We start from the raw sequence: 24,539 nt of genomic DNA, 5'->3' as shown, positions 1-24,539 counted from the left end.
CTGTTCGTGATTTTGTTGTTGATGGTGGCCGGACTGGTAACGGTTCCCGTGGCCGCTGCCGACCCGGTCGCATCCCTCGCCGCGCCTCTTCCGGTCACAACGGAAGGCCCTCCGGAGACGCTGCGTTCCGGCTGGTTCGAGCGCCCGCCGTACCAATATGCCGATCCGGATGGCATATCCGGAGCCGCAACGGGGCTGGATCTGCGTGTCGCCCGCGAGGCAGCCGAGGCCACGGGCCACACCGTACGCTATGGCCCCATGCCTTGGTCCGACCAACTGGCGGGGCTGAAGCAAGGCACCCTCGATCTGGTCGTCGGGACGTACTATGAACCCGCGCGCCTGAGTTACGTCCACTACTCGCGGCCCTATCGCGAGGAACGCAACGCGCTCTACCTGCGCGATGACGGCGACATCCGCCCGACCAGCCGCGAGGAGTTCCTGGAGGCGGTCGAAGCCGGCGCGTTTCGCCTGGGCATCACACGGGGTTATGCCTTCGCCGACCCCGAGGTCGCGCGCCTCGTGCGCGACCCAGGCGATGCAGCCCGAATCCTGGAGACTGACAGCGATGCGGCGAACGTAGCCGCCCTGGTGGAGGGCCGTATCGACGGGTTTATCGCCGACCCGGTGATCCTCGACCTGTTCCTGGCACAAAACGCCCAGACCCACGAGGTCCGCCGCGCCCGCCTCGATCTCGGCTCGGTTGGCGTACGGGTCATGTTCAGCCGCGCGACCGTTCCACGCGAATTCGTCGACGCCTTCGATGCCGAGCTGCAGGCTCTGGGGGACAGTCGCCGGATCGCCAACCTCGAAGTCGAGCACCTGCTACCCGCGTTTCTGGCCATGACCACCAGCGAGGGATGGTTCAACGTACTGACGCTGATGGGCATCCTCGCCTTCTCCGCCTCCGGCGTGATGCTGGCGCGCCGCGAGCGCTACAACCTGTTCGGCGCCCTGATCCTGGCCACGCTTCCCGCCATCGGCGGCGGTGTGCTGCGTGACCTGCTTCTGGGACGCGATCCGATATTCATCTTCGAAACGCCCGAATTCCTGTTACTGCCACTGGCGGTGGTGCTGGGCGGCTTCGCGCTCTACAAGCTGCATGACCACTGGCTCGTGCATCTCGCCCCCGCACAGCGACTGTTGGCACGTCAGCGCGCGGGCCTCGGCGGGCGCATGGTCGGCAATGTGCAGCACGGCCTGGATGCCTGGGCGGTAGCCGCGTTCACCGTGATCGGCGTGGGCGTGGCCGTCGAAGCCCACGCCAGCCCGCTATGGCTCTGGGGACCGGTGATGGCCGTGGTCACCGCATCCTTCGGCGTGATCATGCGCGACGTGGTTCGCTCGGACTTCAACATCGACATGCTCAAGCGCGACTCCTTTGCCGAGATCGCGATCGTCGGCGGCATTGCTTACTCGCTCCTGCTTCTCTGGCCGCCCGTGGAACTCTCGATGTTCTACATCCTGATGGTCACCAACGGCGTCATCGTGAGCCTGTTCGTGGCGCGGCTTCTGGTGTTGTGGTCCGGCTGGGTGAACCCATTACAGATGGGCGACCCGCATACCCTGCCGGAACGTCGTCTGGATGCCCTGGAAGCGGCGGAACCCGCCCTGTGGCAGCGCCTGTCGACCTACCTGGAAGAAAGCGAGACCGGCCGTGCCCGCGGTGTCGACCCGAGACGCCTGGAATCCCTGCACAAGGACTTCGGCTATGCCCTGGAGCCCTGGCAGACAGAGTTCACCGCGCTGGCCGGAGAACCGCTGTTCGAGTCCACGGTCATGCGCTATCAAAACCTGCGCGCCCGATTCGACACACTGCGCGCGCTGGAGCAGCAACTCTATGACCACCTGCGTATGCCGATCGCCGACGCGCTACCGGATGCGGAAGAGGCCGGCGAACTGGAGACCCGAGTCTCCGAGGGCCTGCGCAGCCTGCTGGACACCGTCAGCATGGCGGTGGAAAGCGGCGAACGGGAAGACTTCGAATGGTTGCAGGAACTCTCGCGCAACCAGCGGACACGTTTCGACGACCTCCGAGCCCGGTATCTCAAGGCCGATCCAGCGCCCGGCGGCGCCCTGGACCAGGTGCTACAACGCACTCACCGGGTCGAACGGATGATGTGGATGCTCGCCGACTACGTGGACCAGCGTCTGTCACCAGGCGGCGTGGCCGCCGTCAGCGACCGCCGCCAACGGCAGATGATGATGCAGACCGGGGCCCACTAGGTGTGATCTCTCAATAGGCTGTCCACAGGACGACTCCGGAGGATGCTGAGTTTGCGGACTTAGCCATTCCTAAGGCGAGAAAGAAGACACCCATCGTGGTCACCTGCCGCCACAGCCGCTTTCTCTCGTGGGAGCCCAGCCCTCTGGGCGATTGGGAGCTGGACACGCCCGATCGGCGAGAGGGCTCGCCTCCTACAGCGAGTACCGAAGGGTCGGGTCTTGCCCTGCGCCCCACGGCAGGAGACGTTGGATGTCGAACGGCGTGCGCTACACTGCGCAACATCCCCTGCCCACCCCATCCCACGAACCGTCATGCTGATCACGTTCTTGCTTATGTTCGCCGCACTGGGCCTTGGCGTTGCGCTGATGCTTTGGCACGCGCGGCTAGTGTTTTCGGTGGAGCTGCGCGATGGCGCCGCACGTGTACGTCGTGGCAAGCCGCCGTCGCGGTTCGTGAGCGGCTGCGAGGATGTGGCGCGTCGATATGGCTTGAAGCGTGGCCAGATCAATGCGGTACGAACCGACGGGGGTGTGCAGCTGCGCTTCTCCCGAGATCTTCCCGAGATGACACACCAGGCCTTCCGCAATGTCTGGACACCACCGCCGGGCGGTGGGGGTGGCGGCGGGATGCGGGCAACGGGCTAGCCGCGGGGGTAAACGGGGACAAAAAAACGCCCGGGATGATCCCGGGCGTTCTGGTCTGCAGGCCGGGCTCACTGCCCGGCGCGGGTTGACGTTACTGCTGGAGTCGCTCCAGGTCGAAGCGGTCGGCGTTCATCACCTTGGTCCAGGCCTGGATAAAGTCCTTCACGAACTTCTCCTCGTTGTCGTCCTGGGCGTACACCTCGGCGTAGCTGCGCAGGATCGAGTTGGAGCCGAACACCAGGTCAATACGGCTGGCCGTCCACTTCACCTGGTCGCTCTTGCGGTCGCGCACCTCGTAGGTGCCGTTACCCGCGGTTTTCCAGGCGTAGGCCATGTCGGTCAGGTTGACGAAGAAGTCGTTGGTCAACTGTCCTTCACGGTCGGTGAACACGCCGTGCTTGCTGCCACCGTGGTTGGTGCCCAGCACGCGCAGGCCGCCGAGCAGAACGGTCATCTCCGGCGCGGTCAGGCCCATCAGCTGGGCACGATCCAGGAGCATCTCCTCCGGCTTGACGATGTAGTCCTTCTTCAGCCAGTTGCGGAAGCCATCGGCCAGCGGCTCCAGCGGGTCAAAGGACTCGGCATCGGTCATCTCGGCGCTGGCATCGCCACGGCCCGGGATGAAGGGCACCTGGACGTCGTGACCGGCCGCTTGGGCCGCCTGCTCGATGCCCACGCTGCCGCCCAGCACGATCAGGTCGGCCACGCTGGCACCCGTCTCGGCGGAGAGCTGCTCATAGACCTTGAGCACCTTGGCCAGACGCTGCGGCTCGTTACCTTCCCAATCCTTCTGGGGTGCCAGGCGGATATGGGCACCGTTGGCACCGCCGCGCATATCGGAGCCGCGGAAGGTACGGGCGCTATCCCATGCCGTGCTGACCATCTCGGCGATGCTGAGCCCGCTTTCGGCGATCTTCTGCTTGGTGGCCTCGACGTTGTAGTCGGTGCTACCGGCCGGCACCGGATCCTGCCAGATCAGGTCTTCCTGGGGTGCTTCCGGGCCGATGTAGCGGGTCTTCGGCCCCATATCGCGGTGGGTCAGCTTGAACCAGGCGCGGGCAAAGCAATCCCTGAAGTACTCGGGATCCTTGCGGAACGCATCCATATACTTGCGATAGACGGGATCCACCTTCATCGCCATGTCGGCGTCGGTCATAATGGGGTTGTGGCGCTTGGAGGGATCACTGGCGTCGACCGGCTTGTCCTCCTCCTTCATGTCCACCGGCTCCCATTGCCAGGCACCCGCCGGGCTCTTCTTGAGCTCCCACTCGTGATCGAGCAGGGCCTCGAAGTAGCCCATGTCGAACTTGGTTGGGTTCTTGGTCCAGGCGCCCTCGATGCCGGAGGAGACCGCGTTGGCCGCCTTGCCCTGCATGTGGGGGTTGGCCCAGCCAAAACCCTGCTCCTCGACGTTCGCCCCTTCGGGCTCCGGGCCGAGGGCGCTGGCGTCGCCGTTACCGTGGCACTTGCCGACGGTATGACCACCGGCGGTCAGCGCCGCCGTCTCTTCGTCGTTCATCGCCATGCGGGCGAAGGTCTCGCGGACCTGCTCGCCGGTCTTCATGGGATCGGGCTTGCCGTTGACCCCTTCCGGGTTTACGTAGATCAGGCCCATCTGAACGGCTGCCAGCGGGTTCTCCATGGTGTCGGGCTTTTCAACGTCGCCGTAGCGCTCGTCGGAGGGCGCCAGCCACTCCTTCTCCGCGCCCCAGTAGGTGTCCTTCTCGGGGTGCCAGATGTCCTCGCGGCCGAAGGAGAAGCCAAAGGTCTTCAGACCCATGTTCTCGTAGGCGACCGTACCGGCCAGGATGATCAGATCGGCCCAGCTGACCTTGTTCCCGTACTTCTTCTTGAGCGGCCACAGCAGGCGGCGCGCCTTGTCCAGGCTGACGTTATCGGGCCAGCTGTTGATGGGCGCGAAGCGCTGGTTGCCGGTGCCGCCGCCACCGCGGCCATCGGCGATGCGGTAGGTACCCGCCGCGTGCCAGGACATGCGGATCATCAAGCCGCCGTAGTGGCCCCAGTCGGCCGGCCACCAGGCCTGGCTCTCCGTTAGCAGCGCGTGCATGTCCTTCTTGAGGGCCTCGAAATCGAGATTCTTGACCTCTTCCCGATAGTCGAAGTCCTCGCCCATCGGATCGGTCTTGCGGTCATGCTGGTGAAGGATGTCCAGATTCAGCGATTCTGGCCACCAATCCGTGACCGAGTGACCTGTGGCAGTCTGGCCGCCGTGCATGACCGGGCATTTGCCCATGTTCTGATGTTCACCCATTTCAATTCTCCATTTCGCTGCTATTGAGCGTGTTTGCCGTACGGAAACGGCCATCCGTGCATGGATGATGGCCTTCCTCGGGAACGTTAAGCCGATTCAACTCCGCGACCCGGTTGGCCGAGGAGCGACTTATGTTCCGTCTATTTTCAAAGGTAGGCCTACAAAGCCATTGGTACCAGTTGATATTCACCATCACTTCGATAGCCATGGGCTATTGCAGTCCCGGGCGGAAAATCAATCTCCGGCGCCCATAATGTCGTCGCCAACACCCCGGTCACGCTGACTTCCTGGTGCACATCGAAGGTATGAACTCCGACCACTGCGCATAGCCCCAGTTCACGGGGCATACCCGGCCGGTCTCGTGAACCTCGGTATCGAATCCAGTTGGGATCGTGTTTCGGGCCGACCTGGAGCGCTGAGTTATTTTCATCGCCGGAGCCCACTCGACGCGCGGCGCGTGACACGCCACACATAAGCGATGACCAAAAACATCGCGACTTATCAGATGGGAAAAGTGATAACGGTCCCGAACCGGACCCTCTTGGCGCGAGCCAACCGACCCAGCCGGATGAAATGTTCCCGCCCGCCGGTCTCGACAGGATTCTCCAGGAATTCCAGCCACGGCTGGCTGAAGCGCTCTAGCATGGCCTCAGCCAACTGGCCACGACGCCACGCTGATTGGGACTGTGCGGGCGCATCGATCTGCTGCGTCTGTTGGTAGGCCTGTGCCATGCAGTCGGTCTCCACACGCGTCATATGCGGGATCGAAGCGCTTCTTTAGCCAGCGCCATCGCTGACCGATCCTTGCTTCGCGTTTCCCACGCCAGGCGGATTGTTGCGCCATCTCCGCTCCTGCGGCACCCTCGAGCAATGCACGCCCACAAGGCGTCCCAACGGCATCTGCGAGCGAAATCCATGAGTGAAGCGACCATGACGGCAGTGGCCCGGCAGCGCTTGCTGCTCCAGGGGCAGCTGTCGACCGCCTTGGCGCGTCTGGTCGGCCCTTGCGCCGAGCGATGGGGCGATCGCGACGCCCTGGAACAGCGGCTCACCGAGGCCTTGGGCACGCTGCCCTCCTGCAAGTACCTCTATGTGCTCGACCATCGAGGCCATCAGATCACCGCCAACCTGTCTCCGGAAGGTCCGTTACAGGATCAGGCCGGACGGGACCGTAGCACCCGGCCCTACATGGCCGAGGCCCTGACCGGCGCGGAGTTCTCGATGTCGTCGGCCTACATCAGCCGCAACCGGCGACGCCCCACCCTGACCGCCGTGCAACGCGTGACCCGAGACGACGGCACACTGCTCGGATTCCTCGGCGCGGACTTCGACTTGCGCGAGCTGCCCCTGACCCGCGAGCTGTATCAGCAGCCGGACCAGTGGATGCAGCTAAAGGGCGACCCGGCCATCCGCGGGGGACTGTTCAACCAGCATCGGGTCGACAGCCTGATGGACGGCCGCATCGACGAGGTGCTGGACCTGGTGACCGAGTTGGTGGCCGCCCACGGCGTGTTCCACGGCAAGCTGCATTTCTCGAGCTCACGAGCGACGCTGTGGCTACGGGATGATCCCTTCCGCTATCGCTTGCTGGACTACGAGGATCTGACGGACCCCGGCATCTGCCTCGCCTATCCCCAGCGGGCCTATCCCGAGGAAGCCTTACTCTCTCCGACTGAGGTGGCCGCGGTGTTTCGTACATTCCGCGAATTGCGATTCATGGACGATACGATTTACCTACGCTCCGGCTCGGTCAACATCTTCAATGGCATGGTCGGCCTGAATTTCTCCTGCGATGGTTCCCACTACATGAGTGGCCAGGAGTTCCTCGGCAAGCGCCTGGACTTCTGGCTGGGTTCCGGGCCACCAGACGCGCAGCCATAGCTCGCGTTCCACCCGCCAAGACGTCGCCGCGCACTCCAAATCGTCTTCACCAGGAGCAAAGCCGCGGTCTTCAGATGACCGCGCCCGGATGTCACGTGAGAAACAACGCTCTCCCCTATTCTCCGTCGTGGCTACCCGCATGGATGGCGGTCGGGATGCTCTTGGTGGCCTGCACCGGGGCACCCCAGGAAGAGTCATCTACCACAGCGGATGGCCCGCCTCAGGAGTCCGCTACGATCGAAGCAGCGGAGAAGGGCTTCGCGAGTCCCGATGACAAGATCCACTACTACCTGGAACGCTTGTCGGACCGTAATTACACCGAAACCTACGGGGGCGAGGAGCATGCGCGCACCTGGTATGCCGCAGCCGAAGAACTCGGCGGCATCGGCGAACCGGCGGTCCTGCACCTAGTTCAATACCTCGACTCCAATGACCCATGGGAGTTGAAGCTCGCACTTTATGCGCTAATGCTGGCCTCGCAGGATCCGGCAGTGACTGCGCGCACTAATGGGGACTATGTCCGCCTGGGCACGGTCCTCGACGAGAACGAAAACGCCGCGAACCGAGCCATCGCACGCGACTGGTGGCAACGCTGGAGCCATCTCTGGCAAGAGTGAGGGTTAAAACGAAACGGCAACCGGAAGTTCTCTTACCCACTTCCCGAGGCCGGGCGGATCCAGACCTTTAACGGCCCGCGTCTTCGTGGCCCGCCTCGCATGGGAGCCCTGCCTTCCACCAGGACAGCATGCCGCCCCGAAGCTGGCGCGCATCGTAGCCAAGCGCGCGCAGCTTGCGAACCGCCGGAATACTGCGATGTGCACTAAGGCAAATCGCCACCACGGGACGCTCGGGATCGAGGCCCAGGGAGTCCAGCCCCTTCTCGGTGAGCTGCGTGATTGGCAGATGGCATGCGCCCGAAATGCGACTACGCCGATACTCCAGCCCGGTACGAACATCCAGCAATTGAACCTCGCCGCGCTCCAACGCCTGGGCCAGGTCATGGGCCTTCACCTCGGGCACGTGCCCAAAGGGCCGCCACTGACTCAAACCCATCTCGTGGTTCTCCTATGTGCGGTAGGACGACTTAGGGAAGCATCGATCAATGTGCTCGCCGAGGCGAGTGCCGCATGCGGGCACGCAACAGGTCCAGCAAGCCGTCCACGTCCGATGGATTTTCGGCCTCAAACATCGCGCCGGCACCGCGCTCATCCAACCGCATCACGATGCAGTCCCATACATATGCGCGACCACCGCCATTCCCTTCGGGCCTCACGACCAGCCGCAGTGGAGAATGCTTGGTGAGCCCCGAGACCGGCAGTTCAAGATACAAACCGCTGAGACTGACATTACGCACCCGCCCCGTGGCCTGATAAGCTAGGGCACAGGTCAGATCCTCCACTTCGGCCGCCATACTGACGGCCCTCCGTCTTCCTTCCCGAAGCTCCATCGAAGCCAACTCCTCCCGGGCCCCATTAGCCCTAGCATCCATGCGGCTATGCTTTGCAGTGTAGTCCAGCCAGGAGCGATTCGAGGATCATGGCGAGGAACGCACAGGGACGAGGGACCACACCCCTTCACTCCGCCTTTTCGCGACTCCTTGAGGGCGAGAACAACACCTTGAGGGGGCTATGGTCGTCGCAATGATGTTCCGGGGTACACCGATCCGGATCACGCCTGGCCCCAAGGGGGTGCTCATGCGTATGCTGTTCGTACGCTGAATCGAGTTTTCGCCATGTCGATCTACGCTTATACGCGCCCGCTACTTCTGCTCGTTGTCATCCTGCCGCTGGCTACCGGCTGTACCACCGTGAAGGTTGCTGGAACCGCGGGCAGTGCAGCTGTCAGCGCGACCACCGGCACCGTCAAGGCGACTGGAAAGGCGGCCGGAGCAGTGGGTAGTGCCGTAACGCCGAGCGGCAAGAAGGACCAAGACGACGACTAATTGCCGGCGAGACCCTCTGTTCCCAGGTGCCCACCTACGTTGGGTACAGGCCCACCCACGACTCGCCTGACACGCCCCGTTCGGATCCACCTACAGCCGACTCTTGTGCATCACATGCCTTAGCCGCTGCCGGAACCGACCTGCGCCATGAAACAGGCGAGTAGTTGCTACAACTCCGTGTACTTCCGGGCGTGGCCGCGGGCCTTCTCGACGGGATATTTGCGCGCATTCGTTTCCAGTTTGTCCGCCGTCGCTTGCAATAGGTCGATCTCCAGCTTGCGCGCCAGCAGGAGCAGGTAGATCTGGACGTCCGCAAGCTCCTCTCGGACCGCCTCGAGTCTTTCTCCGGACAGTTCGCGGGACTGTTTCTCGGTGAGCCACTGGAAGTGCTCGATCAGCTCCCCCACCTCGCCCGACAGCGCCATGCTTAGATTCTTGGGCGACTGAAACTGCTGCCACTCGCGTTCCTCGACAAACGCCTCCGCACGCGCGGCCAGCGCTTCCAGTCCTGTCTCCTTGTCTGAATCGTTGCCCATCCTCATCTCTCCTTGGAAAACACTGATAAAAGTGCGCACGCGAGCTCGAGTCGCTCTTGAGTGCGAACAAGGCACGGTGAGTACCGTGGAGCATTCTGCACAAGGGAGCCACAACGCCGTCTGTGCACCCGTTTCTGACAAGCGCGGAAGGCCGTGCCCCAGCGTCGAATGGTTTGTGGGCCTGATGCCCCAGGTGGCCGGATCCTGCGTTGCACCGGGTGCGGATAAATCGCCACCCGCCGCACGACACGCCTTGTCTCCAAGAACCTGGGGCACCAACGCCCGTGGGTGCATCGATCCGTGTCTCCCTGGGCCTTGGTGCCTCGATAGCGGCCATCGTAGCCGACCGTACATTCTCGCAAGAACGGGTACTGGCCCGTGGCGAGCTCAAGTCGTGTATCGAGCACTGGGGCTGGAGTTCCCCAGCATCAACTTTCGATGGCTACGATTCTCGACCGATCACAACTCAATAGAGACGCGTTTGAAGCAAGTCACATCGCACCGGAGATGCGGTTGCTTGGACCGGGGTCGGCTTGAAAACATTAGTCCCGCACCGCCAGCACGCACTATTCATCCACTCGCTGGCAGTGCGAAAAACTTCAAGTAAGTTGAGGAGTCTCATTATGTGGACTATGCGCAAAACCGCCCTGGCATTCGCCCTAAGCTCGCTGTTTACCATTGGCTCGATTGGGGCCGCCCAAGCCGGAGGCATGGGTGCCGAAGGCGAAGCCGCTCCGCCGAGTGCTGAAGGCGGCGCCGAAGGTGGTGCCGAAGCGGGTGGAGCCCCGCCTGAAGCAGGTGGTGGTGCCGGTGCTGAAGCGGGTGGCGCAGGCGCCGAAGGCGGTGCCGAGGCTGGTGGCGGCTTCCCTGACACCGACGATGATGATGACGACGATGACGATGATGAGATGGGCCGCTAACGACGGGCCCATTCAGCACTCTCTCCACAAACGGCACATGGACGTGCCATTTCTTTTATGAAAAGTCGGTAACAACGCGTTTTTACGTGCAGGCCCCTAACTGACTCCTGCACGCTCACCTACTTTACCCGCCTTTGGACTTACCCTATCTCGGCCAAGTCATTGGTAGATCCCTCTACCGATTGGTGTCTAAATTTCCGTATCGACGTGGGATCCCCGATTGGCGGGATCACTGGCGTCTATTGTCCCATCCGCCTGTAACGTATCCGCGTAGAACCCAGGCTGGGCATCGTTGGAGGTCTGAACCGTGGTTGCGGCAGATGTCTGCACCATCGTGCCCCCCTTGGCGGTGACAGCGTTCGACGTCCCCATTTGCGCCGCTTCGAGCGCGCTTGGTGCCGTCAAGCCTTGTACCCCCATGGCAGTAAACTGCGGTTGCTGTGCGGCGTGTGCCGCATGGACGGGCTGGTTGAACTGGGGCTGATGGGGCTGGGGCTGCTGGGCTGCGGTGTTTTGCGCAGCAGCAGTGTTCTGGTTCTGGGCGTTGTTGTTGGCTTGATTGCCTGCCTGTTGAGGGTTGTTGGCAGGCGTGATTCGGGTATAGCCGGGTTGGCTCGTAATCCCATCGAACATAAAGCGACTCCTTGGGCTAGGACCGGACCAGCAACTACTGGCTCTTGCGGTCGAACGCCCGTTCCCAAGCAGCCACTATGCCAACTGGCTTTGCGATCTCATCTCATCCGTCGCCGTGCGCGGCATGACGCGAGTTTGCTGCCTGCACCTTAACTCGGCGCCCCCCGGAGTACGGCGCAGAACCGGCAAATCCGTTCTGCCCCCTCCGGAACTGGATTGCCAACCGGCAACGCCCTACCGATGGGTCGCGACACACTTGGCGACCATCATCCCGGGCGCTCCGGGACGGTTTCTTGGGGCATTGCTGACTTTGCCGGGGCCTTTGCGGCGCTCCGCGATGACGGCCCCTAAGTTGGTAATAACCAAAGGCCGTCAGTCGGTCGCGTGAGTCGATACGCTGATCGCACTCACGGCACCCGCAAGGGTCTTTGGCATGGCGGGCCAAGCTTGCCGAGAATACTGCAGGCAATCGCCAAATCGTCCATTGCGCCGTTTGAGTCTATCACTCGTTGGGTTGACCAAGAGCACAAAGGAGAAAGGAATGGATCATCACGACGAAGAGTTTCTGCGCCGCGCAGCAGCCGCGCGCGCCCGTATCAAGGAGATCGCGCCACAGCAGGTGGACACACATCTGCAGTCCGGCGCGGTGGCCATCGATGTCCGCGAACCCGACGAATACGAGAAAGGCAGCCTGCCGGAGGCACGGAATGTCGCCCTGGACTCGATCAGCCAACAGATTGAAGGCGTGGTGCCCGACAAGGACGCGCCGATGGTGTGCTTCTGCAATGGCGGGAATCGCGGGGCATTGGCCGCGGCACAGTTACTGGAGCTTGGATATACAAATGTCCAGTCCATCGCAGGCGGACTGCGAGGCTACGAGGCGTCCCAACACACCTCCGACCAATCGGACTAAACGCGCGCCTTTCGCAAGACGCTGGACGAAGGAAGCCCTCCGGGCCTTTCTAGGGAGACGCTGATTGAATCGCACGTCCGCGCTCGAGTCGCTTTTGCGTGCGAACAAGGCGCGGTGACTGCCGTGCGGTCGGTCTGCACAAAGGAGCCGCAACGCCGTTCCCGCGCCCGTTTTTGATAACAACGGGCGGCCGATGCCCTGCTTTCAATGGCTTGTGGGGTTGGTACCCCCTGCTCCCCGATCCTGCGTTGCGCCCCTAATCCATCAGAAACGGGCGGGTAGAACCACTACCCGCTTGACGACGCGCCTTGTCTCGGAACGCTTTGTCTCGAAAACTGGGGGGCACCAACGCGGACGTGCGATTCAATCAGCGTCTCCCTAGCGCGCCGTTTGGACCGCGTGGATCAGAGGATACTCTCGATGGCGCGACGAAGGTCGGCTGACTCGGGGCCGGCCTGACTGGGAAAGTTCGCCACTACGCGACCATCACGGTCGACCACATACTTGTAGAAGTTCCAGCGCGGTTCGCCCGACTGGCGCGCCAGCTCCTGGAAGATCGGATGGGCGTTTTCGCCACGCACGCCGACCGGCTTGAACATGTCGAAGCTCACACCGAAGTTCTCGAAGCAGACGCGAGCGGTTTCGGCCTCGTCGTCGGCTTCCTGATTGAAGTCATGCGAGGGGAATCCAACGACCTTGAGCCCCTGATCCCGATACTGCTGGTGCAACGTCTCCAGGCCCCCGAACTGGTCGGTGTAGCCACAATGGCTAGCGGTATTGATCACCAGCAGCGGATGCCCCTGATAGCGCTTCTGCAAGTCCACCACTTCGGAGGAATGCAGGCGCCCCAACTCGTGCTCGAACAGCGCTGCCGTATCCGGCTCGGCGGCGGCAGTGCCAGCAAAGGGCACGGCCAGCAGGAGGACGGCGAAAAGGCGGGCAGAAAAGGACATGGCAGATCTCCGCAATGGCATGATGCTGGGACCGTCGCGAGAGAAAACGGTTCTCCGATCGGCATCGTCGACGCGCCCCGATCGATCTTTTCCCGCCCCCGCCGGTCGCAAAGACACCTCCCCTTGCAAGGAGCATAAGCCCGATGGCGTCTCCAAACGTTGCGCAGGACTCTACCGTCGACCCCGAAGAGGTCGCCCGCTACCGGGCCCTGGCCGAGATGTGGTGGCAGCCGGACGGCAGACTATGGCCGCTGCATGTCCTTAATCGATTGAGGACCGAGTACATACGCGAGGCGCTTTGCCACTCGCTGGGGCGCGACCGCCAAGCAGACAAGCCCCTTGCGGGTCTACGACTGCTGGATATCGGCTGTGGAGGGGGCCTGTTGAGCGAGGCCATGGCCCGCGAAGGCGCCGACGTTCTGGGGGTGGATGTGGTGGACCGCAATATCGCTGTCGCGCGACAGCACGCGGCAGATCAAGGCCTCACCGTTACCTATGAGCTGCACACGGCCGAGGAACTGGCCGAGCGTGGTGAGACCTTCGACGTGATCCTCAACATGGAGGTGGTCGAACATGTGGCAAATTTCTCGTCGTTCATGCGCAGCGTGCATCGCATGCTCCGTCCCGGCGGCCACACCTTTGTGGCGACCATCAACCGAAATCCAATCTCCTGGCTCGTCGCGATTGTGGGAGCGGAATATCTTTTCCGAATTCTGCCCCGCGGCACCCACCAGTGGAGACGCTTCGTAACCCCCGCAGAGACGCGGGCACTGTTTTCCCGCGACGGTTTGGAAGAAGTGGGACGCACCGGCGTCAAGGTCAATCCACTCAACCGCAAGATGTGGTTATCGCGATCGATGAGCGTGAATTACATGCTTCAGGCCAGACGCCCTTCCGCGTAACGCCAAGCCACTCGCCCACATGCCATGCCCCACGGCCACAGCATCGAATCACGGATGTCTCGGCGTTCGCTCACCGTGACTCCCGAACGCACTCCAATGCCGGCAGCACTGTACCTATATCGTCTTTTACTTATATAGTTCAGACCCACTCGAGACGCGCAGAGCAATGAAAACGGTATGGAAAACGAGAATGCCCAGATTTCACGGGCCGAATATGAGGCCCTTCGGGCAGAACGCGACCAGCTGCTCGCACTCCTTCGCGCGCTTCCGGATATCTCCTTCGTCATCGATACCGATGGCCTGTATGTCCGTGTCATCGGGGGCGCCAACGAGACCATGTACATCGATGGCAAGACGCTCGAAGGCCACACCCTTCACGAAGCGCTGCCCGCTGAAATCGCGGACCGCTGCCTAAACCTCGTACACGAGGCCATCCGCACAGGCGATCTGCAAACGGTGGAGTACCCCTTGCGCGTGTCCGAAGTCGCGCTACTTCCCGATGCCTCACGGCAAGGTTCAAAAGGTGAGGTTGAACAATGGTTCGAGGGACGTGTCATCCCTCTATCGCCTTTCGATCACCCGAAACCCGTGGCCCTCTGGGTGGCGGTCAATATCACCCCCCGCAAACAGCTGGAACAGTACTGGCGCGAGGCGGCCCATACCGACTCGTTGACTGGGGTGGCCACTCGGTTGCGACTGTTCGATCGCGCCCGCCGCGAGGTCGAGCGGGCGCACCGCCATGGACGTCCGCTCTGCGTGCTGATGATCGACTTCGATCATTTCAAGCGGATCAATGACCACTACGGGCACGCCACTGGCGACGACGCCTTGCGTGCGGTCACCCGTGCCTGCGGCGAGATGCTGCGAGACAACGACTTTATGGGCCGCACCGGCGGAGAAGAATTTGCCGTGATCTTGCCAGAGACCGACCTGGAGGGTGCTCGGCACACCGCAAACCGGCTGTTGGAGACGGTCCGCACCATTCAGTTACCGAACGCCGCACCCGACCTTCACCTCACGATCTCGATTGGCTGTGCCCGTCTGCAAGCGGGAGAAGGCCTAGACCGCTTGATGCGCCGCGCGGATGAGCACCTTTACGCCGCGAAGGCCGCCGGGCGCGACCGGTGCTGCGGCGACTGCGATTAAGACGTAAGTGTCTTCTGCCCCCGACCGTAGTCCAGCCATCTTTATGCGCGCCTTAAACCGGTCGACTCGGATTCAGATCGCCGATCCGGGACGCGTCTGCAGGTAGAGTTGTTGATCGGGACTCTCGATGGCACCTGGGCGCGCCTGGCGCACGGTGGCGATCGCCTGGTCGGGTGACTCGCCGCGCTCAATCAGGGTCAGCGCTGCGATGGTCCCTGCCCGGCCCAACCCGCCGCCACAATGGAACACCACGGTCTCGCCGTCTTTCAGCTTTTGATGAATGGTCGGCCCTACCGCCAGCCATTGCTCCTCCCAGGGGCGATCAGGGGCGGCCATGTCACCGATTGGCAAGTACAGCCACTCCATCCCCGCTGCCTGGACAGTCTCCCCGAGCTGCGGCACCCCCAGGGCCTCTAGCTCCTGTGGCGGATTCAACGTGACCACAGTGGTCGCGCCCCAGTTACGGATCGCGGCCAGGTCAGCCGAGAGATCGCCGCCCTCGCGCGCGGATGCGGGCAGATCGAGCTCTGTACCCGGACAACGGGTGATGCCTATCGCCCCGCCCTCGGGTAGGCGCAGGGTTCCAATTTCAAGCGAACGTGGCGGATCCGTCGTCATAGATAGGGTCCAATCACCGAGGTAATCCAACCCGCAAGGCGGAAGCGCCACGGCCGGTTTTCCCATGCTTCTATCGTCAAGCGTTCGGCCTCGGCCTTGTCGGACTGGATCAGCTCGCGGATCTCCCGGGCAAAGTCCTCGTCCCATATGCTCAGGTTGGCCTCGTCGTTGAGACGAAACGACCGATTGTGCAGATTGGCCGAACCCACGCTGGCCCAGCGGTCGTCGACCGCCATCAGCTTGGAGTGGTACATGCGGGGGTGATATTCGTAAAGCTCCACACCGGCTTCGAGCATCGGACGCCAACGATTGACCGAGGCATGGCGGAAGAAACCCAGATTCATGCCATCCCCCGGCACCAGGACGCGAATCGTTACGCCCCGGTCGGCTGCCTCCACCAATGCATCGAGAAAATCCGGATCGGGGTAGAAGTACGCCGTGCCAATGGTGATGTGTTCCTCGGCGGCCGCAATCGCATGCAGGAACATGGCGCGCACACGGTGCCGCCCCTCGCGCGGGGCGCTGTTTACCACCTGGACATCGCGATTGCCGGCTTCCACTAAGGCCGGAAAATACGCCTCGCCGGTAGGCATCCGGCCCGTGGCATCAAGCCACGTCTCCATGAACGCAGCCTGCATATTGCCCACCACCGGCCCCGTGATGCGGAAATGGTTGTCACGATAGGCCTCCCGATCCTCTCCGGGGAGCCAGGCATCCGCCATATTGGCACCCCCGATAAAGCCGGTCTGACCATCGACCACCAGTAACTTGCGATGGGTGCGGTGGTTGAAACGGGATAACTGGTACCAGGACGGCTCCCGCCAGCGCACCAGCTCCACCCCGGCCTCTTCCATGCGCTCGAACTGGTCGGGATCGGCATTGCGCGAACCAATGAAATCCAGCACGGCATGCACCTTAACGCCGCGCTCCGCCGCGTTCGTCAAGGCTTCGGAGAAGGCCTTCGCCTGATCGCCCCAGTATTCGTACACCTCGAAAGTAACCGAGTGCTCGGCGTTCTCGATCGCTTCGATCTTCGCCGCGTAGATGGCCTCGCCATCCTTTAGCACCTCGATCTCGTTACCGCTGACAATGGGCTGCTGCAGGAGCAGGCCCATATCGCGCCGGAACTGGTCCGACGAAGTGCCGTAGTCCAGCGCCAGCGGTTCCGTGAGACGGTCCGGCTTGGGCAGAGCATTGAACAGCATCACGTTGCCCAGCACAAAGACCAGGACAAGAAGCAAGACCGGCAAGAAAATGTAGCGCATGAGGGACTCCGCGTAATCGGCGGGGGATCAGGGTATTGGGCGCAGTGTACACACGCGGGTCGCGGGACTCCGGAATCAGGCCACAAAGCATCAGGACGAGCGTTCCTGCACCGCGATTACGGGCATACCTGTCGACTTACGCATAGTACTGTATATTTTGACAGTCTATGTGCAGCGCGTCCCACACCTTTCCTGACCCCTCAGCGGAACCTGCCTATGCCGAGCTGACTGCGCTCAGCAATTTCTCGTTCCTGCGCGGGGCCTCGCACCCGGAGGAGCTGATCGAACGGGCACAGACACTGGGGTATCGAGCGCTGGCGCTGACCGATATCGCCTCGCTAGCCGGGGTGGTGCGCGCCCACGCCGCCGCGAAGGACTGCGGCCTGCACCTGATCCTGGGGGCAACCTTCCGCCTCGCGGATGGCCCCACCCTGACCCTGCTGGTGCGCAATGCGGCGGGCTATGCCGCGCTGTGCCGCCTGATCACCCGGGCCCGCGGCGCGGCGGACAAGGGGTACTACCACCTGACACAGGCGGACCTCGACGCCCTGCCCGCCGAGGCGCGGGCCGGCTGGCACGTCCTGCTGCGTATCGAGCCCGGGATCGCGGAGACGCCACTCGCCGAAGCGGCCGGCTGGCTGGACGGATGGGCCGCTTCGGGGCAGGCCCATCTGGCGGTCAGCCAGTTGCGCATGCCGGAGGATGCCCCGCTCGCGACCCGCGCGCGGCAGCTCGCCGACACGACGGGGCTCCCGATCGTCGCCTGCGGCGATGTGCACATGCACGCTCGCGGCCGGCGTGCCCTGCAGGACGTACTGACCGCGCTGCGCCTGCGCACCACGGTTGCCGAGGCGGCCCCGGCGCGCTTCCCCAACGGCGAGCGCTGCCTGCGCCCGCGCGACGACCTGGCCGCGCTGTATCCCGCCGCCTGGCTCGCGGCCAGTGTGCGCATCGCGCGGGACTGCAACTTCTCGCTGGACGCGGTCACCTACCGCTACCCGACCGACCCCCTGCCCCGGGACATGAACCCGACCGCCTATCTGCGCGAGGAGACCCTGAAGGGCGCACACGGGCGCTGGCCCGAGGGCATCCCGCCGAAGGTGGCCGAGCAAATCGAGCGCGAGCTCGGGATCATCGCGCAGCTTGGCTACGAGCCCTACTTCCTGACGGTCTACGACATCGTGCGCTTTGCCCGTAGCCGCGGGATCCTGTGCCAGGGGCGCGGCTCGGCGGCGAATTCCGCGGTCTGTTATGCCCTCGGGATCACGGCGGTGGATCCCTCGCGCTCCAGTATGCTGTTCGAGCGCTTTATCTCCGCCGAGCGTGGTGAGCCGCCGGATATCGATGTCGACTTTGAACACGAACGTCGCGAGGAGGTGATCCAGTACATCTACCAGCGCTATGGCCGTGAGCGCGCGGCCCTGGCCTGCACCGTAATCCGCTACCGCCGCCGCAGCGCCCTGCGCGATGTGGGCCGCGCGCTGGACATCTCGCGCGCCCGGCTGGATGCCCTGACCGCCAATCTCGCCTGGTGGGACGACGGCATCCCCGCCGAGCGTCTGCGCGAGGTCGGGCTGGACCCGAACGGCGCGCTGGCTTGGCAGTGGCAGGTATTGACCGCCGAGCTACTCGGCTTCCCGCGCCACCTGTCGCAGCACACCGGGGGCTTCGTGATCGCCGAGGGACGACTAGACGAACTGGTCCCGATCGAGAACGCCGCCATGCCGGAGCGCTCGGTGATCCAGTGGGACAAGGACGACCTGGACGCTGTGGGCCTGCTGAAGATCGATGTGCTGGCGCTGGGCATGCTCTCCTGCGTACGCCGCGCGCTGGAGCTGATGGCTCTCCACCGGGGCCGCGACTGGGGCCTCGCCGACATCCCTACCGAAGACTCGGCCGTCTACCGCATGCTGCAACAGGCCGACACCCTGGGCGTATTCCAGATCGAGTCGCGCGCCCAGATGAGCATGCTGCCGCGGCTGAAGCCCAACAACTTCTACGACCTGGTGATCCAGATCGCTATCGTGCGCCCCGGCCCGATCCAGGGGGACATGGTCCACCCGTATCTGAAGCGCCGCGCCCACCCGGACAAGGTGCGCTACCCCAACCCCGAGGTTCGGCGGGTCCTGGAGCGCACCCTGGGTGTACCGATCTTCCAGGAACAGGTGATTGAACTGGCGATGGTCGCAGCCGGTTTCACCGCCGGCGAGGCCGACGGCCTGCGCCGCGCCATCGGCGCCTGGCGGCGTACCGGACGCCTGGCGACCTACCGCGAACGCTTAATGCAAGGCATGCAGGAACGTGGATATCCATCTGGATTTGCCGAAAAGATCTACCAGCAAATCCTCGGCTTCGGGGAATACGGCTTTCCCGAATCGCACTCCGCCAGCTTTGCCCTGATTACCTATGTCTCGTCCTGGTTCAAGCGCCATGACCCCGCGATCTTTGCCTGCGCCCTCCTGAACAGCCAGCCAATGGGGTTCTACGCCCCGGCGCAGATCGTGGCCGACGCCCGCCGCCACGATGTCGAGGTGCGCCCGGTGGACGTGCGCTTCAGCGACTGGGACTGCACGGTGGAAACCATCGCGGGCAGTGACGACTTGGCCCTGCGCCTGGGCCTGAACCGGATTGGCGGACTGGCGCAGACCGTCGGGGAGCGGATCGTGGCCGCGCGTCAGACGCGCCCACTTCAGGATGTGCCGGACCTGGTGGCGCGAGCCGCCCTCACCCGCGCCCAGGCCAATCGCCTGGCTCGCGCCGACGCCCTGAAAGGCCTGGCCGGCAACCGCCACCAGGCGCGCTGGACGACCGAAGCGGTGGAAGAACCTCTGCCGCTGTTCGCCAATCTCCCAGCCGAAGCCACCCGCGAAGCCGACGTAACACCGCTGCTCCCCCGCCCGGATGGGATCGACGACCTGGTACAGGACTACGCCACCCAAGGCCTGAGCCTGGGCCCACACCCGCTAGCCCTGATGCGCCCGTTCCTGGAGCAGCGCCGACTGGCCACCGCCGCCCGGCTACTGGAGCATCCCGGTCACAGCGGGGCGCGCTATGCCGGGCTGGTGATCACCCGCCAGCGGCCGGGCTCGGCCAACGGCACGGTGTTCCTGACCCTGGAGGACGAGAGTGGCACGCTGAACCTGATCGTCTGGCCGGACCGGGTGGAGCGCTTTCGCGCCGAGGTCCTGCACGGTCGCCTGCTGGAGGCCCACGGGGAATGGCAGTACAGCGAGGGGGTCGGCCACCTGATCGTGCAACGTCTGATCGACCGCAGCACATGGCTGGGCGAGCTCGTCACCCACTCCCGCGACTTCGGCTAATCCGCGTCTCCCTAGAGGGATGCGGATTAAGGACCAATGGCTTTTGCACCACGAAGCCCTCGAAAGCACGAAGAACAGACAAGGGACAGCGGCATCAGGGCAAAGTCGAGTTATGCGCGAACAGGCAGATTGATCAGCGTCTGCCGGGGAATCGGCTCCATTGACCGCACCCGCTACCGTTTTCAGGTGCGGCCGTAGACGTCTTCCAAGCGGACGATATCATCCTCACCCAGATAGCTGCCCGACTGCACCTCGATCAACTCCAGGGGCAGTGTTCCCGGATTCTCCAGACAATGAACCTGCCCGATGGGGATAAACGTCGACTCGTTCTCGGTGACCAGATAGTTCTGCTCGCCATTGGTCACCCGCGCCGTCCCGCGGACCACCACCCAATGCTCGGCCCGATGATGGTGCATTTGCAGGGACAGTCGGGCGCCGGGCTTCACCGTGATCCGCTTCACCTGGTACCGAGCCCCGGTGTCGATCGATTCGTAGCATCCCCAGGGGCGATAGACCGCAGGGTGGTTCATATGCTCGGTTCGATTGGCTACCCGCAACCGATCCACGATGCGTTTAACGTCCTGTACGCGGTCACGATCGGCCACCAGCACCGCGTCTCGGGTCGCAATCACAGCTAGATCGCGCAGACCGATGCCCGCCACCAGCAGGCCGTCGGCGTCTACCACGCAACCCTCGCTGTCTTCCAGCAGGCAGTCACCGCGAAGGGTGTTGCCCTCCCCGTCCATGCCGCGAATGTTGGCCAGGGCTGACCACGAGCCGATGTCGCTCCAACCAGCAGACAGCGGCGTTACGGCGGCACGCTCAGTGCGTTCCATCACGGCGTAGTCCACGGAGATGTTCGGGGCGGCCGCGAAGGCCTCCGGATCAACCCGCAGGAAATCCAGGTCCTCGCGGGCGTTCTGCAGCGCCCCACGACAGGCGGCCACGATAGCGGGCTCGAAGCGCTCCAGTTCCTTCAGATACTGCGAGGCACGGAACACGAACATGCCGCTGTTCCAGAGATAGTCCCCGCCGTCCACATACGCCTGCGCGGTCGCTACACCCGGCTTTTCCACAAAGCGGGCGACCCGCGCCCCGGAACTGCCCAAAGGCTCGCCCTGCTGGATATACCCATAGCCGGTCTCGGCGGCGGTCGGCACGATACCGAACGTCACTAGGTAACTCGCTTCGGCAAGCGCCACCGCGCGATCGACTGCCTCCCGGAAGGCATCGGGATCACCGATGTGGTGATCTGCCGCCAGCACCAGCAGCAGCGGATCGCGGCCCTCCGCCTGCGCCTGCAGAGCCGCCAGCGCGATAGCAGGCGCCGTGTTGCGGCCTTCCGGCTCCAACAGGATTCGGGCGTGCTCCACCCCAATAGCCCGCAACTGCTCGGCCGCCAGGAAGCGGTGTTCCACATTCGCCAGCACTAGGGGCGCAAAGCAGCCAAGGCCCTCCAGGCGGTGGGCGGTTTGCTGTAACAGAGTCTGCTCGCCCGTCAGGGGGAGAAACTGCTTGGGGTAATGGCTGCGCGATACCGGCCATAATCGAGTGCCCGAGCCTCCGGCGAGGATGACGGGCTGAAGTTCGCTCTGGCGATCCATGCGTTCCATCGGGCTCACCCCCTGATCAAGCTCGAAATCTCGTCCACACGCTGATTCAGAAGGGCTGCATTAGCGCGAGTCTCCACATTCAGCCTCAACAGCGGCTCGGTATTCGAGCTGCGCAGATTCAAGCGCCAGTCGGCGAATTCCAGGCTGGCACCATCGGTATCGTCCCGGATGCCACCCTGCCCTGCATAGGCCTCGAGGACACGATCCGTAGCCGCGGCGGCATCCTCCACTTCGAAATTCAGTTCGCCACTGCACGGGAAGCGCGCCATCCGCTCCGCGACCATGGAGCCCAGGGACTGCTTACGGCGCCCCATCAGTTCGGCCACCCGCAGCCAGGGCAACATACCGGTATCGCAGTAGTAGAAATCCCGAAAATAGTGGTGCGCGCTCATTTCGCCGCCATAAATGGCGTCTTCGTAACGCAATCGCTCCTTCATAAAGGCGTGCCCGGTCTTCGACTGGATAGGCTCGCCTCCGGCGGCGCGGACCATCTCAATGGTGTTCCAGGTAAGGCGAGGGTCATGGACGATGCGCTCTCCGGCATGCCCTTCCAGGCAGGCCTCGGCCAACAATCCAACGATGTAGTAGCCCTCGATGAAATGGCCTTCAGCGTCGAACAGGAAACAGCGATCGAAGTCGCCATCCCACGCAACCCCCAAATCCGCGCCATGCGCGCGAACCGCTTCGGCCGTGGCGGCGCGGTTCTCGGGAAGCAACGGATTGGGAATGCCATTGGGAAACCGACCATCCGGCTCGAAGTTCACCCGTATGAACTCGAACGGCAGATGCGGCTCCAGTGCTTCCAGCACCGGGCCCGCGCCGCCGTTGCCGGGATTCACGACCACCTTGAGTTTGGGCAGCGAAGGAGAATCGACCGAGGCCAGCAAGCGGGCAATGTAATCCGCACGATGATCCAGGCGCCGGACCTGACCATTCGGCAACGGCCGGAAATCGCCGCGTTCGGCTCGCACCCGGATGGCCTGCAGCCCGGAATCGCCGCTGATTGGGCGGGCATCACTACGCACCAGCTTCAGCCCATTGTAGTCCAGGGGGTTGTGGCTGGCGGTAACCATAATCCCTCCCCCAGCCCCGTAATGGGCGGTCGCGAAGTACACCTCCTCGGTGCCACACATGCCGATATCGGCCACATCGCTTCCACCGGCGGTCAGACCTCCGATGAGGGCCTGGGCCAGCTCCGGACTGGACAGACGGATATCGTGCCCGACCACGGTCCGTCCAGGCCGAATCTCCTCGGCAAAGGCGCGACCGATCGCATGCACAACCTCCGGATTGAGTTGATCCGGCACTCGGCCCCGCACGTCATAGGCCTTGAAACAGTCGATCTTCATGCACATCCCTTCCGGCGTTCACCACCCCCGAGCCTATCGAGGGAATCACAACTCCTCACCGCATGATACATAGCCAAAACGGCCCATGGCGCCCGATCAGTGCCATTGGCGTGAACACCGTTACTTGACGTTACTGACGCATGCCCCCGAACATGGTGTGTTTATCCAACAAGGAGAAGCCGATGAGTGAGCCGCAAGTGAAGACCGAGGAGAAGAAGCAGCATTTTGACGATATCTACGTCGCCGAGACCCCGGTGCCGTTCAAGGAGCGCATTATCGACGCGCTCGATTACATCTCCGACGACTTCAACCGGCAAACCTTCGACCGGCTGATCCTCCCCTGGGCCGAACAACAGGCCGCAGCCGGCAAGACCCTCAATTACGTGGACCTTTGCTGCTGCTTCGGTAACACCACCATGGCGGCCATCCACAATATGGATGTCGAGGCGATCCGCGCCAACTGGGCGGACGAGCAAGCCTGCAAGACCGTCGCAGCCCCGCGCCGCCTGCCGATGAAGACCACCGGCATCGACATCTCCGGCAATGCGCTGGCCTATGGCAAGAGCGCCGGGCTGTTCGACGAGACCTTCGAGGCTGACCTCAACCAGCCCGCCCCGGAGACCCAGGTCGCGATCGAGAAGGCCATGGCCGATGCGGACATCGTGATCTCCACGGCCTCCCTGGTCTATCTGGATCCACCGGCGATCGAGAAGTTGGTGCGCTCCTTCGCGGAAGCCCCGCGCGAAGGCTACATGCTGGTCAACTTCCTGAACCCCTTCGCCCTGGAAAAAGCCGATGCGACCAAGCAACTGCTGCTGGAACATCTGGAGTTCGTGGGCAGCACCGCCAGCCGCCACCGTCGGCTTTCTCCGCTAGAACAGGAGAACTATCCAGGCGAAGACTGGGCCCTGCTGGAAATCTGGGTCCTGCGCCGCCGCGCGTAGTCCTCAGCAAGTTGCCAGCGAGACGGACACTACCGTCTCGCCACGCACCAACGGGCCGGCCTTTGCGCCGGCCCGTTGCGTTTTGAAGCATTAAGGAAACGCTGATTAATGTGCACGCTCGCGCTCGAGTCGCTTTTGAGTGCGAACAAGGCGCGGTGACTGCCGTGCAGTCACTCTGCACAAGGGAGCCGCAACGCCGTGCGCGCTCAAAAGCGGCCGAGCCCCTGCACTCAATAGCTTGTGGGGTTGGCGCCCCAGGTTCCCCGATCCTGCGTTGCGGCCCTTGCCGGTAGAACCACTACCGGCTGCGCACCGCGCCTGGTCTCGGAAAACCTGGGGCGCCAACGCGAGCGTGCACATTAATCAGCGTTTCCTTAATGGACCACGAAGCGCACGAAGATACGAAGAAGGGCCCCTTCAAGGGATATTTGCAGGAAGACCGGAAGCTATGAAGGTATTGGGGT

Annotated in this window: 22 protein-coding genes; 11 read left to right on the top strand and 11 right to left on the bottom strand. The window is 63.3% G+C overall.

Annotated elements, in window-relative coordinates; genetic code table 11:
• Positions 1 to 21: 21 nt before the first annotated feature.
• Together F462_RS11965 and F462_RS11960 are read left to right on the top strand one after the other, a co-directional pair.
• Entirely contained in the window at positions 22 to 2,223 is a 2,202-nt protein-coding gene (locus tag F462_RS11965; protein WP_371180520.1) for a TRIC cation channel family protein, read from the top strand.
• 312 nt (positions 2,224 to 2,535) lie between these two features.
• Positions 2,536 to 2,868 (top strand): DUF3634 family protein, encoded by a 333-nt coding sequence (locus F462_RS11960; protein ID WP_018140491.1) that lies wholly within the window; start codon positions 2,536 to 2,538, stop codon positions 2,866 to 2,868.
• 91 nt (positions 2,869 to 2,959) lie between these two features.
• On the opposite strand, the gene katG is transcribed toward F462_RS11960, so the two are convergent.
• Together katG and F462_RS11950 are read right to left on the bottom strand one after the other, a co-directional pair.
• Positions 2,960 to 5,140, bottom strand: coding sequence for a catalase/peroxidase HPI (katG, locus tag F462_RS11955; RefSeq protein ID WP_038054473.1), 2,181 nt, complete (start codon positions 5,138 to 5,140; stop codon positions 2,960 to 2,962).
• 501 nt (positions 5,141 to 5,641) lie between these two features.
• Positions 5,642 to 5,872, bottom strand: coding sequence for a hypothetical protein (locus F462_RS11950; RefSeq protein WP_244270873.1), 231 nt, complete (start codon positions 5,870 to 5,872; stop codon positions 5,642 to 5,644).
• A gap of 198 nt (positions 5,873 to 6,070) precedes the next feature.
• Between F462_RS11950 and F462_RS11945 the strand changes: the two genes are divergently transcribed.
• A complete protein-coding gene (locus tag F462_RS11945; protein ID WP_038054974.1) occupies positions 6,071 to 7,021 on the top strand; it encodes a PDC sensor domain-containing protein in 951 nt (316 codons plus the stop codon).
• Positions 7,022 to 7,116: 95 nt separating this feature from the next.
• Positions 7,117 to 7,638, top strand: coding sequence for a HEAT repeat domain-containing protein (locus F462_RS11940; RefSeq protein ID WP_244270872.1), 522 nt, complete (start codon positions 7,117 to 7,119; stop codon positions 7,636 to 7,638).
• Positions 7,639 to 7,705: 67 nt separating this feature from the next.
• Here the strand turns inward: F462_RS11940 and F462_RS11935 are convergent, their stop codons facing one another.
• Positions 7,706 to 8,074, bottom strand: a complete 369-nt coding sequence (locus tag F462_RS11935; protein WP_038054467.1) for a rhodanese-like domain-containing protein — start codon at positions 8,072 to 8,074, stop codon at positions 7,706 to 7,708.
• Between the two features lie 46 nt (positions 8,075 to 8,120).
• A complete protein-coding gene (locus F462_RS11930) occupies positions 8,121 to 8,468 on the bottom strand; it encodes a PilZ domain-containing protein (protein ID WP_038054465.1) in 348 nt (115 codons plus the stop codon).
• Between the two features lie 291 nt (positions 8,469 to 8,759).
• Between F462_RS11930 and F462_RS11925 the strand changes: the two genes are divergently transcribed.
• Positions 8,760 to 8,963, top strand: coding sequence for a hypothetical protein (locus tag F462_RS11925; RefSeq protein ID WP_208854178.1), 204 nt, complete (start codon positions 8,760 to 8,762; stop codon positions 8,961 to 8,963).
• 167 nt (positions 8,964 to 9,130) lie between these two features.
• On the opposite strand, the gene F462_RS11920 is transcribed toward F462_RS11925, so the two are convergent.
• Positions 9,131 to 9,499, bottom strand: a complete 369-nt coding sequence (locus tag F462_RS11920) for a nucleotide pyrophosphohydrolase (protein WP_038054461.1) — start codon at positions 9,497 to 9,499, stop codon at positions 9,131 to 9,133.
• A 623-nt stretch (positions 9,500 to 10,122) separates the two neighbouring features.
• On the opposite strand from F462_RS11920, the gene F462_RS13995 reads away from it, so the two are divergent.
• The gene (locus tag F462_RS13995; RefSeq protein ID WP_371180508.1) at positions 10,123 to 10,419 is read left to right on the top strand and encodes a hypothetical protein; all 297 of its coding nucleotides are present in this window, start codon (positions 10,123 to 10,125) and stop codon (positions 10,417 to 10,419) included.
• Between the two features lie 189 nt (positions 10,420 to 10,608).
• Here the strand turns inward: F462_RS13995 and F462_RS11910 are convergent, their stop codons facing one another.
• Positions 10,609 to 11,052 carry a hypothetical protein gene (locus F462_RS11910; protein ID WP_038054458.1) on the bottom strand — a complete coding sequence of 148 codons (444 nt, stop codon included), beginning with the start codon at positions 11,050 to 11,052 and terminating at the stop codon, positions 10,609 to 10,611.
• A gap of 541 nt (positions 11,053 to 11,593) precedes the next feature.
• On the opposite strand from F462_RS11910, the gene F462_RS11905 reads away from it, so the two are divergent.
• Complete coding sequence (locus F462_RS11905) at positions 11,594 to 11,965, top strand: rhodanese-like domain-containing protein (RefSeq protein ID WP_038054456.1); 372 nt, start codon at positions 11,594 to 11,596, stop codon at positions 11,963 to 11,965.
• Between the two features lie 404 nt (positions 11,966 to 12,369).
• On the opposite strand, the gene F462_RS11900 is transcribed toward F462_RS11905, so the two are convergent.
• Positions 12,370 to 12,918: a glutathione peroxidase gene (locus F462_RS11900; RefSeq protein WP_038054452.1), complete on the bottom strand. Its 549-nt coding sequence runs from the start codon at positions 12,916 to 12,918 to the stop codon at positions 12,370 to 12,372.
• A 143-nt stretch (positions 12,919 to 13,061) separates the two neighbouring features.
• Here F462_RS11900 and ubiG point away from each other — a divergent pair, with 143 nt between their 5' ends.
• Both ubiG and F462_RS11890 read left to right on the top strand, forming a co-directional pair.
• Complete coding sequence (gene ubiG / locus F462_RS11895) at positions 13,062 to 13,820, top strand: bifunctional 2-polyprenyl-6-hydroxyphenol methylase/3-demethylubiquinol 3-O-methyltransferase UbiG (protein WP_038054450.1); 759 nt, start codon at positions 13,062 to 13,064, stop codon at positions 13,818 to 13,820.
• A gap of 177 nt (positions 13,821 to 13,997) precedes the next feature.
• Positions 13,998 to 14,966, top strand: coding sequence for a sensor domain-containing diguanylate cyclase (locus F462_RS11890; protein ID WP_038054448.1), 969 nt, complete (start codon positions 13,998 to 14,000; stop codon positions 14,964 to 14,966).
• Positions 14,967 to 15,038: 72 nt separating this feature from the next.
• On the opposite strand, the gene F462_RS11885 is transcribed toward F462_RS11890, so the two are convergent.
• Positions 15,039 to 15,584, bottom strand: a complete 546-nt coding sequence (locus F462_RS11885; RefSeq protein ID WP_038054446.1) for a cyclin-dependent kinase inhibitor 3 family protein — start codon at positions 15,582 to 15,584, stop codon at positions 15,039 to 15,041.
• On the bottom strand, positions 15,581 to 16,849 hold the full coding sequence (locus tag F462_RS11880; RefSeq protein ID WP_038054439.1) for a phospholipase D-like domain-containing protein: 1,269 nt from the start codon (positions 16,847 to 16,849) through the stop codon (positions 15,581 to 15,583). Before F462_RS11880 ends, F462_RS11885 begins: the two co-directional genes overlap by 4 nt.
• A gap of 167 nt (positions 16,850 to 17,016) precedes the next feature.
• Here F462_RS11880 and F462_RS11875 point away from each other — a divergent pair, with 167 nt between their 5' ends.
• On the top strand, positions 17,017 to 20,169 hold the full coding sequence (locus F462_RS11875; RefSeq protein ID WP_038054434.1) for an error-prone DNA polymerase: 3,153 nt from the start codon (positions 17,017 to 17,019) through the stop codon (positions 20,167 to 20,169).
• Between the two features lie 182 nt (positions 20,170 to 20,351).
• Here F462_RS11875 and F462_RS11870 read toward each other — a convergent pair whose 3' ends face one another.
• Positions 20,352 to 21,782, bottom strand: a complete 1,431-nt coding sequence (locus F462_RS11870; RefSeq protein ID WP_038054431.1) for a mannose-1-phosphate guanylyltransferase/mannose-6-phosphate isomerase — start codon at positions 21,780 to 21,782, stop codon at positions 20,352 to 20,354.
• 5 nt (positions 21,783 to 21,787) lie between these two features.
• Positions 21,788 to 23,131 carry a phosphohexomutase domain-containing protein gene (locus F462_RS11865; protein WP_038054428.1) on the bottom strand — a complete coding sequence of 448 codons (1,344 nt, stop codon included), beginning with the start codon at positions 23,129 to 23,131 and terminating at the stop codon, positions 21,788 to 21,790.
• A 182-nt stretch (positions 23,132 to 23,313) separates the two neighbouring features.
• On the opposite strand from F462_RS11865, the gene F462_RS11860 reads away from it, so the two are divergent.
• The gene (locus F462_RS11860; RefSeq protein WP_038054425.1) at positions 23,314 to 24,075 is read left to right on the top strand and encodes a class I SAM-dependent methyltransferase; all 762 of its coding nucleotides are present in this window, start codon (positions 23,314 to 23,316) and stop codon (positions 24,073 to 24,075) included.
• Positions 24,076 to 24,539: the final 464 nt, after the last annotated feature.

The sequence above is a fragment of the Thioalkalivibrio sp. ALJ1 genome, from assembly GCF_000745395.1.
Taxonomy (GTDB): Bacteria; Pseudomonadota; Gammaproteobacteria; order Ectothiorhodospirales; family Ectothiorhodospiraceae; genus Thioalkalivibrio.
The sequence above is the reverse complement of the archived record's forward strand: the minus strand, read 5'-3'. Positions and strand labels throughout refer to the sequence as shown.

Excerpts from the sequence above, each read along its gene's own strand:
- F462_RS11965 (WP_371180520.1), top strand. The coding sequence starts at position 22 with ATGGTGGCCGGACTGGTAACGGTTCCCGTGGCCGCTGCCGACCCGGTC.
- F462_RS11960 (WP_018140491.1), top strand. The coding sequence starts at position 2,536 with ATGCTGATCACGTTCTTGCTTATGTTCGCCGCACTGGGCCTTGGCGTT.
- katG (WP_038054473.1), bottom strand. The coding sequence starts at position 5,140 with ATGGGTGAACATCAGAACATGGGCAAATGCCCGGTCATGCACGGCGGC.
- F462_RS11950 (WP_244270873.1), bottom strand. The coding sequence starts at position 5,872 with ATGGCACAGGCCTACCAACAGACGCAGCAGATCGATGCGCCCGCACAG.
- F462_RS11945 (WP_038054974.1), top strand. The coding sequence starts at position 6,071 with ATGACGGCAGTGGCCCGGCAGCGCTTGCTGCTCCAGGGGCAGCTGTCG.
- F462_RS11935 (WP_038054467.1), bottom strand. The coding sequence starts at position 8,074 with ATGGGTTTGAGTCAGTGGCGGCCCTTTGGGCACGTGCCCGAGGTGAAG.
- F462_RS11930 (WP_038054465.1), bottom strand. The coding sequence starts at position 8,468 with ATGGAGCTTCGGGAAGGAAGACGGAGGGCCGTCAGTATGGCGGCCGAA.
- F462_RS11920 (WP_038054461.1), bottom strand. The coding sequence starts at position 9,499 with ATGGGCAACGATTCAGACAAGGAGACAGGACTGGAAGCGCTGGCCGCG.
- F462_RS13995 (WP_371180508.1), top strand. The coding sequence starts at position 10,123 with ATGTGGACTATGCGCAAAACCGCCCTGGCATTCGCCCTAAGCTCGCTG.
- F462_RS11910 (WP_038054458.1), bottom strand. The coding sequence starts at position 11,052 with ATGTTCGATGGGATTACGAGCCAACCCGGCTATACCCGAATCACGCCT.
- F462_RS11905 (WP_038054456.1), top strand. The coding sequence starts at position 11,594 with ATGGATCATCACGACGAAGAGTTTCTGCGCCGCGCAGCAGCCGCGCGC.
- F462_RS11900 (WP_038054452.1), bottom strand. The coding sequence starts at position 12,918 with ATGTCCTTTTCTGCCCGCCTTTTCGCCGTCCTCCTGCTGGCCGTGCCC.
- ubiG (WP_038054450.1), top strand. The coding sequence starts at position 13,062 with ATGGCGTCTCCAAACGTTGCGCAGGACTCTACCGTCGACCCCGAAGAG.
- F462_RS11890 (WP_038054448.1), top strand. The coding sequence starts at position 13,998 with ATGGAAAACGAGAATGCCCAGATTTCACGGGCCGAATATGAGGCCCTT.
- F462_RS11885 (WP_038054446.1), bottom strand. The coding sequence starts at position 15,584 with ATGACGACGGATCCGCCACGTTCGCTTGAAATTGGAACCCTGCGCCTA.
- F462_RS11880 (WP_038054439.1), bottom strand. The coding sequence starts at position 16,849 with ATGCGCTACATTTTCTTGCCGGTCTTGCTTCTTGTCCTGGTCTTTGTG.
- F462_RS11875 (WP_038054434.1), top strand. The coding sequence starts at position 17,017 with ATGTGCAGCGCGTCCCACACCTTTCCTGACCCCTCAGCGGAACCTGCC.
- F462_RS11870 (WP_038054431.1), bottom strand. The coding sequence starts at position 21,782 with ATGGAACGCATGGATCGCCAGAGCGAACTTCAGCCCGTCATCCTCGCC.
- F462_RS11865 (WP_038054428.1), bottom strand. The coding sequence starts at position 23,131 with ATGAAGATCGACTGTTTCAAGGCCTATGACGTGCGGGGCCGAGTGCCG.
- F462_RS11860 (WP_038054425.1), top strand. The coding sequence starts at position 23,314 with ATGAGTGAGCCGCAAGTGAAGACCGAGGAGAAGAAGCAGCATTTTGAC.